This is a genomic window from Pseudomonas sp. SDO524_S393 (genome assembly GCF_054071875.1).
In genome coordinates, this window is sequence record NZ_JBSVVZ010000031.1 from 62,317 (window position 1) to 75,155 (window position 12,839).

The 12,839-nt window shown below is 62.0% G+C and carries 10 protein-coding genes; 2 read left to right on the forward strand and 8 right to left on the reverse strand.

All coding sequences use genetic code 11. The annotated features are described in order from the left end of the window. Positions 1 to 87: 87 nt before the first annotated feature. The 5 genes from ACW9IB_RS15680 to ACW9IB_RS15700 all read right to left on the reverse strand — a co-directional run bounded on the left by ACW9IB_RS15680 (position 88) and on the right by ACW9IB_RS15700 (position 8,293). Positions 88 to 987 (reverse strand): polysaccharide deacetylase family protein, encoded by a 900-nt coding sequence (locus tag ACW9IB_RS15680; RefSeq protein ID WP_457414365.1) that lies wholly within the window; start codon positions 985 to 987, stop codon positions 88 to 90. Positions 988 to 1,072: 85 nt separating this feature from the next. Beyond that, positions 1,073 to 2,323, reverse strand: coding sequence for an OprD family porin (locus ACW9IB_RS15685; RefSeq protein ID WP_457414366.1), 1,251 nt, complete (start codon positions 2,321 to 2,323; stop codon positions 1,073 to 1,075). A gap of 205 nt (positions 2,324 to 2,528) precedes the next feature. After that, a complete protein-coding gene (gene adeC / locus ACW9IB_RS15690; protein WP_457366490.1) occupies positions 2,529 to 3,986 on the reverse strand; it encodes an AdeC/AdeK/OprM family multidrug efflux complex outer membrane factor in 1,458 nt (485 codons plus the stop codon). Beyond that, entirely contained in the window at positions 3,986 to 7,144 is a 3,159-nt protein-coding gene (locus ACW9IB_RS15695; protein ID WP_457366491.1) for an efflux RND transporter permease subunit, read from the reverse strand. The genes adeC and ACW9IB_RS15695 overlap by 1 nt, the downstream gene beginning before the upstream one ends. A 3-nt stretch (positions 7,145 to 7,147) precedes the next feature. Then, positions 7,148 to 8,293, reverse strand: coding sequence for an efflux RND transporter periplasmic adaptor subunit (locus tag ACW9IB_RS15700; protein WP_457366492.1), 1,146 nt, complete (start codon positions 8,291 to 8,293; stop codon positions 7,148 to 7,150). 265 nt (positions 8,294 to 8,558) lie between these two features. Between ACW9IB_RS15700 and ACW9IB_RS15705 the strand changes: the two genes are divergently transcribed. Next, a complete protein-coding gene (locus ACW9IB_RS15705; RefSeq protein ID WP_457366493.1) occupies positions 8,559 to 9,191 on the forward strand; it encodes a TetR family transcriptional regulator in 633 nt (210 codons plus the stop codon). A 271-nt stretch (positions 9,192 to 9,462) separates the two neighbouring features. On the opposite strand, the gene ACW9IB_RS15710 is transcribed toward ACW9IB_RS15705, so the two are convergent. The 3 genes from ACW9IB_RS15710 to ACW9IB_RS15720 are packed head-to-tail and all read right to left on the reverse strand — an operon-like array spanning position 9,463 to position 12,052. Next, entirely contained in the window at positions 9,463 to 10,518 is a 1,056-nt protein-coding gene (locus tag ACW9IB_RS15710) for an alkene reductase (RefSeq protein WP_457414367.1), read from the reverse strand. A gap of 27 nt (positions 10,519 to 10,545) precedes the next feature. Further along, on the reverse strand, positions 10,546 to 11,712 hold the full coding sequence (locus ACW9IB_RS15715; RefSeq protein ID WP_457366495.1) for an MFS transporter: 1,167 nt from the start codon (positions 11,710 to 11,712) through the stop codon (positions 10,546 to 10,548). A 13-nt stretch (positions 11,713 to 11,725) separates the two neighbouring features. Continuing rightward, a complete protein-coding gene (locus tag ACW9IB_RS15720; protein WP_457366496.1) occupies positions 11,726 to 12,052 on the reverse strand; it encodes an ArsR/SmtB family transcription factor in 327 nt (108 codons plus the stop codon). Between the two features lie 154 nt (positions 12,053 to 12,206). Here ACW9IB_RS15720 and ACW9IB_RS15725 point away from each other — a divergent pair, with 154 nt between their 5' ends. Then, complete coding sequence (locus ACW9IB_RS15725) at positions 12,207 to 12,791, forward strand: acyl carrier protein phosphodiesterase (RefSeq protein WP_457414369.1); 585 nt, start codon at positions 12,207 to 12,209, stop codon at positions 12,789 to 12,791. Positions 12,792 to 12,839 lie beyond the last annotated feature (48 nt).

Below are 12,839 nucleotides of genomic sequence, written 5' to 3' on the forward strand. Positions count from 1 at the left end.
GGGTCAGCGACACAGGTGTCGACTGGAAGGTCGCATTCGCGAGCAAGCCCGCTCCCACATTTCTGACCTCCACACGGGTTGCAGTGATCAGTGGGAGTCCGCATCCCACACCCAATTCCATACGCCGGGAAGATGCACCGGCTCGTTCACATCCTTCACCGTGCGCGCCAGCGCCGCACGTTCAAGCCCAGCGGTGTCGGTATAGAACGGCTCGGCGGCGGTCTGCAGGCCATTGATGCGGGCGCTGTCGAGCAGGATCTGCAAGTACTCCTGCAGGTGGCGCGCGGTGTAGCGGTTGATGTCGTGGAAGGTTACGACCACCGGGATCACGCCATCCACCGTTGGCAGTTCGCCCAGCGCAATGTGTTCGCGTACCACCGACAACTGCCGGTACAGGTTGGCCCGGCGGCGCGGGCTGCCGTTGAAGCCCCAGATCTTGCCGTCATTGGCGCTCAAGTCGGTGAGCAATACTTGCAGGCCATGGCGCTGGTAGGCGGCGAAGGTGCGGCGGTCATAGTTCCAGAACGGCGGGCGCACCAGCACGGGCGGCTGGCCTGTGATCGCAGCGATATCGGCGCTGCCCTGGGTGAGGGTGCTTTCCAGTTCGGCGTCGTTCAGCCAGCGGTGGTTGGTGTGAAACGCCGTGGCGGTATGGAACGCGAGGAGATGCCCGGCGGCGTACTCTCGTTCCATGGTTTTGTGACCCCGGGGGTTGCCGCCGGAGCGCGAGGCCTCGGTTTGCAGGAAGAATACCGCCTTGATGCCCGGCAATATCGGGTTGTGCGCCAGGTCCGCGACCACCGACCGGCTCGGGTTGTTGTAGCCCGAGGCGCTGGGGCCATCGTCGAAGGTCAGCAGAAAACGGATCGGCGCCTGGGTTTGCAGGCGTTGCTCGGTTTGCGGCGTCAGGGCGATGGGTGCGCCGATGCAGCCGCTGAGGCAGAGAGCCACGGCAAGCAGGGCGGAGGCAAGGCGCAAGGGTTTCATGGTGTGGGCCGGACTCGTCTGGAGGCCGCTGCGCAGTGGGGCTCGCAGCGGCAGGCGCGCACCTTACCGCAAGTGGGGCGTCGGTTTACAGCAGGCTCACCGGGTAACTGACGATCAACCGGTTTTCGTCGAACTCGTTGTTGCTGTAGTCGCGGCGCATGCTGGAGTTGCGCCAGCGTACATTGAGGTTCTTAAGGCTGCCGCTTTGCACGGTGTAGCCCAATTCGCTTTCACGCCCCCATTCCTGGCCATCGGTGATTGTGCCGGTGTGCACGTTACTGCCGCTGATGTAGCGGTTCATCAGGGTCAGGCCCGGGATGCCGAGGGCGACGAAGTTGTAGTCGTGGCGCACTTGCCAGGATTTTTCCTGGGCGTTGTCGTAACTGGCGTTGTAGCTGTCGTTGGCCAGGGTTCCGCCGCTGGTGCCGTTGACGCGCATCCAGGCGCTGTTGCCGGTGAGTTTCTGCAGGCCGACGTAGAAGGTATGGCCACCGTATCGGGCGGAGAAGAGCCCGGACCAGGTCTTGTTGTCCAGTTCACCGGCGCGGGCGCTGCCGTCGTCCTTGCCGTAGAAAAAGCCTAGGTTGGCGCCCAGGGTCCAGTCGCCCACGGGCTGGCTGTGGATCAGGTTGACGAACTGCTGGCGGTAGATGTCCTTGAGCTGGGCGTTCCACAGGCCGACCTGGGTGCGTTTGTCGTTGAACGCGTATTCGGCACCCTGGAAGTTGAAGCGGTCTGAGGTGAAGGCGGTTTTTCCGAACATCGACATGTCCGTCATGCTGCTGTCGTCGCGCGGGCTGTTGGCGCGGAACTGGCCGCCGTAGAGGGTCAGACCGTCGATTTCCTTCGAGGTGATCTGCCCGCCGCGCAGGGTTTGCGGCAGGGAGCGGCCATCGTCCGAGCGCAGGATCGGCAGCACCGGCATCCATTCGCCGACCTTTACTTCGGTCCTGGAAATACGCGCCTTGAACGCTACGCCGAGGCGCCCGAACTCATCCGCCGGGCGCCCGTCGTGATCCAGCGGCAGCAACTGGGTGCCGCCGGTGCCGCGCCCGCCATCGAGCTTCAGCGAGTACAGCCCCAGCACGTCCATGCCGAACCCTACCGTGCCCTGGGTAAAACCGGACTTGGCATCGAGGATGAAACTCTGCGTCCACTCCTGCGCGCCGCCCTGGGCCTTGGTCGGGTTGGTGTAGTTGCGGTTGAAGAAGAAATTGCGCAGGTTGAGGTTGGCGTTGGCGTCTTCGAGAAAACCGTGTTCGTCGGCGACGACGGGCAGCGCAAGACTGGCGACAGCGGTTGCCAGCAGCAGCTGGCGCGGGTGAAAAGTGCTCATGGTGTCGGACCTGTTGTTATTGGGGTTATGCAGGTGGCGGCCATGGTGCGCGGCGGTGCAGGGGCGGTGAAAGTGGGGGAAGGCGGGTTGTGGGCGATGATCGAACGCAAGTTGCCAGGCCGGCCACAGAGGGCCGGGCATAAAAAAACCGCTTCCGGTGAGGAAAGCGGTTTTGTTTACAGCAGCGCGACTTTTTACAACGGCATCAGAACAACTTCAGCGGCGGTGCCTGTTCGTTCAACGGCTCGTTCTTCGCGGTCTGCTCGTTCCAGCCACCGCCGAGGGCCTTGTACAGGTTGACCTCGCTGGTGAGCTGCGCCAGGCGGTCGGTGATCAGCGACTGCTGGGCACTGAACAGTTGGCGCTGGGCGTCGAGGAAAGTCAGGTTGCTGTCGACGCCGATGCGGTAGCGACGCTCGGCCAGACGGTAGTAGTCCTGGTTGGCCGCGACGAAGCCGCGCTGGGCCTCCAGCTGCTGCTTGTAGGTCTCACGCGCGGCGAGGCCGTCGGAGACTTCCTGGAAGCCGGTCTGGATTGCCTTCTCGTAGTTCGCCACGTTGATCTCTTTCTGGATCTTCGAGTAGTCCAGGCTGGCGCGCAGGCTGCCGGCGTTGAAGATCGGGATGTTGATCTGCGGTGCGAACGACCAGGTCCCCGAGCCGCCCTTGAACAGGCCGCCGAGGTCCGGGCTCAGGGTGCCGGCGTTGGCCGTCAGGCTGATGCTGGGGAAGAACGCTGCACGGGCTGCGCCGATGTTGGCATTGGCGGCCTTGAGGTTGTACTCGGCCTGCACGATGTCGGGGCGACGTTGCAGCAGGTCCGACGGCAACCCGGCGGGCACTTCGCTGAGCAGGTTATCCGACAGTGGCTTGCTGGCGATATTCGCCGGCAGACCGGCGCCCAGCAGCAGGGTCAGGCTGTTTTCGTCCTGGGCCACCTGGCGTGTATAGCGGGCCAGCTGGACGCGGGCGTTTTCCACCGAGGTACGCGCCTGGCTGAGATCGAGGGCCGAGGCCACGCCGACTTCGTTGCTGCGCGAGGTCAGCTTGTAGCTCTGTTCGAACGCGCCCAGGGTGTCCTGGGTCAGCTTGAGCAGTTCCTTGTCGGCCTGCCAGGTCAGGTAGGCATTCGCCACGCTGGCCACCAGGCTGATCTGGGTGCTGCGGCGCGCTTCTTCAGTCGCGAAGTACTTTTGCAGCGCTTCCTCACTCAGGCTGCGCACGCGGCCAAACAGGTCCAGCTCGTAGGAGCTGATCCCGAGGGTGGCCGAGTACTGGCTGGTGATGGTCGATTCGCCGGTCTGCGAGGCACGGGCCGGCACACGCTGGCGACTGCCGCTGCCATTGGCCGAGACGGCCGGGAACAGGTCGGCACGCTGGATCTGGTACTGCGCGGCATAGGCGTCGATGTTCAACGCGGCGACACGCAGGTCACGGTTGTTCACCAGTGCGGTCTGGATCAGCTGTTGCAGGGCAGGGTCATGGAAAAACTGCTTCCAGCCCTGCTCGGCAGCGGCCTGGCTCGGCGCCTGGGCCGACGAATACGCCGGCCCCTGCGGGAACTGTGCGGCCACCGGCGCTTCGGGGCGCTGATAGTCAGGTATCAGCGAGCAGCCACTGAGCACGAATGCCGTAACTGCCAGGGAAAGTAGCGACTTGCTCATTAGCCAGCCTCTTTAGGAGTTTCAGTAGGGTGAGTCTTTTTACGTTCGCCTGCGGAGGACACGGTTGCATAGAACAGTGGCACCCAGAAGATCGCCAAGACAGTGGCCGTGATCATACCGCCAATTACGCCGGTACCGATGGCGTGTTGGCTGCCCGAGCCTGCACCGCTGGAAATCGCCAGGGGCAGTACGCCGAGCATGAACGCCATGGAGGTCATGATGATCGGGCGCAGACGCATGCGGGACGCTTCGATGGCTGCCTCGACGATGCCTTTGCCTTGTTCGTGGAGCTCTTTGGCGAACTCCACGATCAGGATGGCGTTCTTCGCCGCCAGGCCCACTGTCACCAGCAAGCCCACCTGGAAGAACACGTCGTTGGACAACCCGCGCAAACTGGTGGCGATCAGTGCACCGATCACCCCCAGCGGTACGACCAGCACCACCGCGATCGGAATCGACCAACTTTCGTACAGCGCCGCGAGACACAGGAACACCACCAGCAGCGACAGGGCGTACAGCGCTGGAGCCTGGGAGCCGGACAGGCGTTCTTCGTACGACAGGCCGGTCCACGCGTAGCCGACACCGGCCGGCAGGTCCTTGGCAATGCGCTCGACTTCCTTCATCGCGTCACCGGTGCTGTAGCCCGGCGCCGGGGTACCGAGGATTTCCATCGCCGCCACACCGTTATACCGCGAGAGTTTCGGCGAACCGTAGATCCACTTGCCGGAGGAAATGGCCGACAGCGGCACCATCTTCCCGGACTGGCTGCGCACGTACCATTTGGTCAGGTCTTCCGGCGACATGCGGCTGGCGGCATCACCTTGCACATACACCTTCTTCACACGACCACGGTCGATGAAGTCGTTGATGTAGCTGCCACCCAGCGCGATGGCGAGGGTCTGCTGGATGTCCGCCAGGCTGATGCCTTGCGCACTTGCTTTCTCGTCGTCGACGGTCAGTTCGTACTGCGGTTCATCGTTCACGCCGTTGGGGCGCACACCCGCCAGGATCTTGCTCTGGGCTGCGGCACCGAGGAACTGGTTGCGTGCGTCCATCAGCTTCTGGTGGCCGACGCCGCCCTGGTCTTGCAGGAACACGTCGAAACCGGTGGCGTTACCCAGTTCGAGTACCGAAGGCGGTACGACGGCGAATACCATCGCGTCCTTGAAGGCCCCGAAGAAATAACCCTGGGCCCGCTTGGCCACTTCGAACACCGACTGGGAAGCATCACGCTCGCCCCACGGCTTGAGCATCACGAACGCGAGACCCGAGCTCTGGCCACGACCGGCGAAGTTGAAGCCGTTCACGGTAAACACCGACTTCACGGCCTTGCCTTCGCCCGGCTCGCCTTCCTTGTCGTTCAACAGGTAGGCGCGCATGTCATCGATGACTTTTTGCGTACGTTCGGCCGAAGAACCGACCGGCGTCTGTACCTGGGCAAAGATCACGCCCTGGTCTTCCTCGGGCAGGAACGCGCTTGGAATACGCGTGAACATCCAGATCATGCCGGCGAAGATCAGCGCATAGGCCAGGAACGCCGGAAACTTGTGGCGAATCATGTTGCCCACGCCGCGCTCGTAGCTGAGTACGCCACGGTCGAAGGTACGGTTGAACCAGCCGAAGAAACCGCTCTTGGGTTGGCCGTGCTTTTCCGGGTCGATCGGCTTGAGCATGGTGGCGCACAGCGCCGGGGTGAAGATCAGTGCAACCAGTACCGACAAGGCCATCGCCGACACAATGGTGATGGAGAACTGCCGGTAGATCACACCCGTGGAGCCGCCGAAGAAGGCCATTGGCAGCAGTACCGCCGACAGCACCAGGGCGATACCCACCAGGGCGCCCTGGATCTGGCCCATGGATTTGACGGTTGCCTCTTTGGGCGACAGGTGTTCTTCGGCCATGACCCGCTCGACGTTTTCCACCACCACGATGGCGTCGTCCACCAGCAGACCGATGGCCAGGATCATGCCGAACATGGTCAGGGTGTTGATGGTGAAGCCCGCAGCGGCCAGGATCCCGAAGGTACCCAGCAATACCACCGGTACGGTCATGGTGGTGATGATGGTGGCGCGGAAGTTCTGCAGGAACAGGAACATCACCAGGAACACCAGCACGATCGCTTCGACCAGGGTGTCCACGACACCGGAGATCGATTCGGTCACCACCGGGGTGGTGTCATACGGCACCACGGCTTTCATGCCCGGCGGAAAGAACGGTTCCAGGGACGCCACGGTGGCACGGATGGCCTTGGCGGTGTCCAGGGCGTTCGCGCCCGCAGCCAGCTTGAGCGCCATACCGGACGCCGGCTTGCCGTTGAACTGTGCGCTGATGCTGTAGTTCTGGCCGCCCAACTCGATGCGGGCGACGTCGCCCAGGCGAACCTGCGAACCGTCGGTGTTCACCTTCATCAGGATCTTGCCGAACGCTTCCGGGGTCTGCAGGCGCGTCTTGCCGATGATGGTCGCGTTCAGCTGGGTACCGGGCAGGGCAGGCAGGCCGCCCAATTGGCCGGTGGCCACCTGAACGTTCTGGGCCTGGATGGCGTTGCTCACGTCCACCGGCGTCAGCTGGTAGTTGTTCAGCTTGGCCGGGTCGAGCCAGATACGCATGGCGTACTGGGAACCGAACACCTGGAAGTCACCGACGCCCGCAGTACGGGAGATCGGGTCCTGGATGTTGGACACGATGTAGTTGGACAGGTCGTCCTTGGTCATGCTGCCGTCTTCCGACACCAGACCGATCACCATCAGGAAGTTCTTCACCGACTTGGTCACACGGATACCCTGTTGCTGCACTTCTTGCGGCAGCAGCGGGGTGGCCAGGTTCAGCTTGTTCTGTACCTGGACCTGGGCGATGTCGGGGTTGGTGCCCTGGTTGAAGGTGGCGGTGATGGTCATGCTGCCGTCGGAGTTACTGTCCGAGGCGACATAACGCAGGTTGTCGATACCGTTGAGCTGTTGCTCGATGACCTGCACCACGGTGTCCTGCACGGTTTGTGCGGACGCACCTGGGTAGGTCACCTGGATATCGATGGCGGTCGGCGCAATGGCCGGGTACTGGTTGATGGGCAATTTCAGGATCGAAAGGGCCCCGACCAGCATGATCACCAGGGCAATTACCCAGGCGAAAATGGGACGGTCGATAAAGAATTTCGACATGGGTTACTCCCCTTTGCCAGCAGCGGCGGCAGGAGCAGCAGAACCCGCAGGCTTGGCGTTGCCGGCGTCCTTGACCTTGACTTCGATGCCCGGCTTGATGAATTGCAGGCCTTCGGTGATCACGCGGTCACCGGCGTCGAGGCCTTTTTCCACCAGCCAGTAGGCGCCGGCGGTACGGTTGGCCACCAGTACGCGTTGCTCGACCTTGTTGTCCTTGTTCACCACCAGCGCGGTCGGGATGCCCTTGAGGTCGCGGGTCACGCCTTGCTGCGGCGCCAGGATGGCCTTGCTGTTCACACCGGCCTGCAACTGGGCGTGCACGAACATGCCCGGCAGCAACTGGTGATCAGGGTTGGGGAACACGGCGCGCAGGGTCACGGAACCGGTGGTTTCGTCAACCGATACTTCGGAGAACTCCAGCTTGCCTTCCTGGGCGTACTGGCTGCCGTCTTCCAGGGTCAGCTTGACCTTGGCAGCGTTGTCGCCGGCCTTTTGCAGTTGGCCGCTTTCCAGGTCGCGGCGCAGCTTGAGCATTTCTGCCGAAGACTGCGTGACGTCGACGTAGATCGGGTCCAGCTGCTGGATCACAGCCATGGCGTCGGCCTGGCCATTGCTGACCAGCGCGCCTTCGGTGACCGAAGAACGGCCGATACGCCCGGAGATCGGCGCGAACACTTTGGTGTAGCGCACGTTGATCTGGGCGGTTTGAACGTTTGCCTCGGCGGTCATGCGGTTGGCGACGGCAGTGTCGTATTCCTGACGGCTGACGGCTTGTTCATCGACCAACTGCTTGTAGCGGTCGGTGATGGACTTGGTCTGGGTCAGGCTGGCCTGCGCGCTTTTCAGCGTGGCCTCGTAGACGGACGGGTCGATCTGGTAGAGCTGTTGCCCTTCCTTCACGTCCGCGCCTTCCTTGAACAGGCGCTTGAGAATGATGCCGTTGACCTGAGGGCGAACTTCCGCGATGCGGTAGGCGGTGGTGCGGCCTGGCAGTTCGGAGGTCAGGGTATAGGCTTGCGGTTGAATGGTGACCACGCCGACCTGAGGGGTTTGAGCGGGCGGAGCCGCTTCTTCCTTTTTACATCCGCTGAGCAGCGATGCCAGGGCGACGGCAGTGACCAGAGCGGTAACAGCTGGCTTAAGTTGCATGAAGATCCTCGGGTCAGGCACGCAGGGTGCGCACAAGAAGTGTGGAAGGGTAAAAAACAGGCACTGAGTAGATAAGTAGCTTGCTACGCAATATACTTACGTTCACGGTTGTTTGTAAACTCTTGACAGGCTGTGCGAAATGTTGACAAAGCAGCGCTGAAAGCCTCGATTTTATTACGTTCGGCGCCCCTGACGGCGGCGCTCCACTATTATTCAGACGGGGGAAAAGCACCCCCCGCAGTGTCTTGATTGAGGTTTTACTGCCATGGTTCGTCGCACCAAAGAGGAAGCTCAGGAAACCCGCAGCCAGATTCTCCAGGCTGCCGAGCACGCCTTTTACGAGCGGGGCGTCGCCCGAACGACGCTGGCGGATATTGCTACGCTGGCCGGCGTGACGCGTGGGGCCATCTATTGGCATTTCAGCAATAAGGCCGATCTGTTGCAGGCCATGCTGGAGACGTTGCACGAGCCGTTGGACGAGCTGGCCCGGGCCAGTGAGAGCGAAGATGAAGTCGACCCGCTGGGGTGTCTGCGCAAGCTGTTGGTTCACCTGTTTCACCAAGTGGCTCTGGACCCGAAAACCCGACGCATCAATGAGATTTTGTTTCATAAGTGCGAATTCACCGATGAAATGTGTGACATGCGCCGCCAGCGCCAGACCCATAGCCTCGAGTGCAACCTGCGCATCGGCCTGACACTGCGTAACGCGGTCCATCGCGGGCAACTTCCGGAAAACCTCGACACCGTCCGTGGGGCGGTGTGCCTCCATGCCTTTATCGATGGCCTGCTGGGCCAATGGCTGCTGGTGCCCGACAGCTATCAGTTGCATCAGGACGCCGAGCGTTGGGCAGACATCGGGCTGGACATGCTGCGCTTGAGCCCTAGTCTGCGCAATTAAGACAAAATGCGAAATTGCGTCCGGTTGTGTCAACAGTAAAGCCCAAGGACGCTTAGTCGTCCTGATGCTTGATGAGTGGGGTGACTTTATATACGGGCTGGCCTGCAGTTGATAGGTAGCCGGCTAAGTATTTTGTAGCGATTTTGTTGCAAGGCTGTGAAGGAGTGTTTCCTCACCCCTGTAAGACTATTCCCGCGCTCTGGATAGCTGTTCATCAAAGAAAAAGCCCCGGTTCCTACGAGCCGGGGCTTTTTCGTTTCAGCGCATTACATCAGATGGCCAAGGTCGGGTAGTCGATGTAACCGACCGGGCCCTTGGCGTAGAAAGTCTCCGGGTGCGCTTCGTTGAGTGGTGCATCGGCCTTCAGGCGGGCTGGCAGGTCCGGGTTGGCAATGAACGGTACGCCAAAGGCCACCGCATCGGCCTTGCCGGCTGCCAGCCAGGCGTTGGCGCTGTCCTTGGTGAAGCGTTCGTTGGCGATGTACGGGCCGCCGAAAGCTTTTTTCAATTGTGGGCCGAGGCTGTCGCCCGCTTCTTTCTCACGGGAGCAGATGAACGCGATGCCACGTTTGCCCAGTTCGCTGGCGACGTAGGTGAAAGTTTCCGCCAGGTTATCGTCGCCCATGTCATGGGAGTCGGCGCGCGGTGCCAGGTGCACGCCCACGCGGCCGGCGCCCCAGACTTCAATGGCCGCGTCGGTCACTTCCAGCAGCAGGCGGGCACGGTTCTCCAGGGAGCCACCGTAGTTGTCGGTGCGCTGGTTGGTGCTGCTTTGCAGGAACTGGTCCAGCAGGTAGCCGTTGGCACCGTGGATTTCCACGCCGTCGAAGCCGGCGGCCTTGGCGTTTTCGGCGCCGGTGCGGTAGACGTCGACGATGTCGGCGATTTCAGCGGTTTCCAGGGCACGCGGCGTCGGGTAGTCGGCCAGCGGACGTACCAGGCTGACGTGGCCTTTAGGCTGGATGGCGCTTGGGGCCACCGGGCTTTCGCCGTTCAGGTAGGACTGATGGGAAATACGGCCAACGTGCCACAGTTGCAGGAAGATCTTGCCGCCCGCGCCGTGTACGGCCTTGGTCACATTGGCCCAGCCACGGACCTGGTCGTTGGACCAGATGCCCGGGGTATCCGGGTAGCCCACGCCCAGTGGCGTCACGGAAGTGGCTTCGCTGAGGATCAGGCCGGCGGAAGCGCGTTGTACGTAGTACTCAGCCATCAGCGCGTTGGGCACGCGACCGGCGTCGGCACGGCAGCGGGTCAGCGGCGCCATGATGATGCGGTTCGACAGTTCCAGGTCGCCCAGTTTGATCGGATCGAAAATAGTCGTCATGGGAAAACACCTTCTCTATGAAGTGGATCAGTTGGTCGCAGGAGCCAGGTCGGCATCGCCGCTCTGACGGAAAGTAATCAGGGTCACCAACAGCGCGAGAATCGCCAGGGCCGCAGCGGCCAAAGGCACGCTGGTCAGGCCGAAACCGTGGGCGATCACACTGCCGCCGACCCAGGCACCGAGGGCGTTGCCGATGTTGAAGGCGCCGATGTTCAAGGTGGACACCAGGTTCGGTGCGGCCTTGCCGAAGGTCACCACGTTGATCTGCAACGCAGGGACAGCGGCGAACGAGGCCGTGGCCCACAGGAACAGGGTGATTTCGGTCGGGATCACGGCGATGCTGGTCCAGGTCAGCGCGGTGGAGACCACCGCCATGCTGATGAACACACCCACCAGGGTGGCCGCGAGGCGTTTGTCCGCCAGCTTGCCGCCGATGATGTTGCCCAGGGTGAGGCCCAGGCCGATCAGCAGCAGGGTCCAGGTCACGCCTTTGGGCGACACGCCGGTTACGTCGCCAAGCAGCGGCGCGACGTAGGTGAAGAGGGTGAACATGGACGCAGCGAACAGCGCGGTCATGGTCAGCGACAACCAGATGCCGGCCCCCTTGAGGGCGGCGAGTTCGGCGCGCATGTCGAGTTTTTCTTCGTCGCGCTTGGCCGGCAGGAAGCGGATCAGGCCGATCAGCGCGATTACCCCGATCACAGTCACCGCCCAGAAGGTCGAGCGCCAGCCGGCTTCCTGGCCCAGTGCCGTGCCCAATGGCACACCCAGCACGTTGGCCAGGGTCAGGCCGGTGAACATCAGGGCTACCGCCGACGCACGTTTGTTGGCCGGCACCAGGTTGGCGGCCACCACCGAACCAATACCAAAGAAGGCACCGTGGCACAGCGCGGTGACGACACGGGCGAACATCAGCACGTTGTAGTCGCTGGCCAGGGCACAGAGCAGGTTGCCGATGATGAAGATGCCCATCAACGCTACCAAAGCCGCCTTGCGTGGCAGCCTGGCGGTGGCCAGTGCCATGAACGGTGCACCGATGGCCACGCCCAGGGCGTAGCCGGTGACCAGCCAGCCGGCGCCGGGAATCGACACGCCCAGGTCCGTCGCCACATCGGGCAGCAAGCCCATGATGACGAACTCGGTGGTACCGATGGCGAAGGCGCTGAGGGCCAGTATGAGTAGCGAGAGGGGCATTTGGGGTTCCTTGTTACAGCAGTTCGCTGCTTTCAGAGCTGAGTTCGGTGGTGAGCGCCTCGAGGAACGCGCGGATCGTGTCCTCGTTGCGTTTGAAAAAGTGCCACTGCCCGGCTTTCTGGCTGCTGATCAATCCCGCACGCTGCAAGGTGGCCAGGTGGGCCGACACGGTCGACTGGGATAAACCGCAGCGCTGGTCGATCTGCCCGGCACAGATGCCGTATTCGTGGTTGTGCACTTGTTCGGGGAACTGCACTTTCGGGTCTTTCAGCCAGGTGAGGATGTCTCGTCGTACTGGGTGTGCCAGGGCTTTTATTATTTCGTCGAGGTCGATGGACATGGCAGGTGCTCGGTGTCTTACAGCGTTATATCGCGATGAGGCGAACTTTAAATCGGTCTATCCCGATATACCAATATGATTTTGGTCTTACGCCAGAATGAATCGGTATATCGGGTTATAACGATATGTGAGTGGCAGTGTTAGACTGCGCGCCATGAATTATCTCGCACATCTGCACCTGGGCGGCCAACTTCCTGCACAACTGCTGGGCAGCCTCTATGGCGATTTCGTCAAAGGCCGCCTGCAGGGCCAGTTCAGCCCGCAAATCGAAGCGGCGATCCAATTGCACCGCGCCATCGACCGCTACACCGACAGCCATCCGTTGGTGGCGCAGGCGTTGTCGCGCTTCAGCCTGACCCGCAGGCGTTATGCCGGGATTGTCCTCGATGTGTTTTTCGACCACTGCCTGGCGCGGGATTGGGTGTTGTATGCCGACCAACCCCTGGAGCGCTTCACCTCGCAGGTGTACCGCGTACTGGCGGCCGAGTCCCAATTGCCGGGGCGCCTGGCGCAGATTGCACCCTACATGGCGGCGGATGACTGGCTGGGTTCGTACCGTGACTTCGCGGTGATGGAGCAGGTGCTGCGAGGGATTTCGCGGCGGCTGACGCAGCCGGAGGAGTTGGGGTTTGCGATGCAGGAGTTGCGTGAGCTTTATGAGCCGTTGAGCGAAGACTTCAGGATTTTCTACCCCGAGCTGCAAGCCTTCGCACAAAACCAGCTGGTCACTGAGATCTAAATGTGGGAGCTGGCTTGCCTGCGATGGCGGTGTTGAATTCACAGACGC

Coding starts and splice junctions, on each gene's coding strand:
- ACW9IB_RS15705 (WP_457366493.1), top strand. CDS start 8,559: ATGGTTCGTCGCACCAAAGAGGAAGCTCAGGAAACCCGCAGCCAGATT.
- ACW9IB_RS15710 (WP_457414367.1), bottom strand. CDS start 10,518: ATGACGACTATTTTCGATCCGATCAAACTGGGCGACCTGGAACTGTCG.
- ACW9IB_RS15695 (WP_457366491.1), bottom strand. CDS start 7,144: ATGTCGAAATTCTTTATCGACCGTCCCATTTTCGCCTGGGTAATTGCC.
- ACW9IB_RS15725 (WP_457414369.1), top strand. CDS start 12,207: ATGAATTATCTCGCACATCTGCACCTGGGCGGCCAACTTCCTGCACAA.
- ACW9IB_RS15720 (WP_457366496.1), bottom strand. CDS start 12,052: ATGTCCATCGACCTCGACGAAATAATAAAAGCCCTGGCACACCCAGTA.
- ACW9IB_RS15715 (WP_457366495.1), bottom strand. CDS start 11,712: ATGCCCCTCTCGCTACTCATACTGGCCCTCAGCGCCTTCGCCATCGGT.
- ACW9IB_RS15680 (WP_457414365.1), bottom strand. CDS start 987: ATGAAACCCTTGCGCCTTGCCTCCGCCCTGCTTGCCGTGGCTCTCTGC.
- adeC (WP_457366490.1), bottom strand. CDS start 3,986: ATGAGCAAGTCGCTACTTTCCCTGGCAGTTACGGCATTCGTGCTCAGT.
- ACW9IB_RS15700 (WP_457366492.1), bottom strand. CDS start 8,293: ATGCAACTTAAGCCAGCTGTTACCGCTCTGGTCACTGCCGTCGCCCTG.
- ACW9IB_RS15685 (WP_457414366.1), bottom strand. CDS start 2,323: ATGAGCACTTTTCACCCGCGCCAGCTGCTGCTGGCAACCGCTGTCGCC.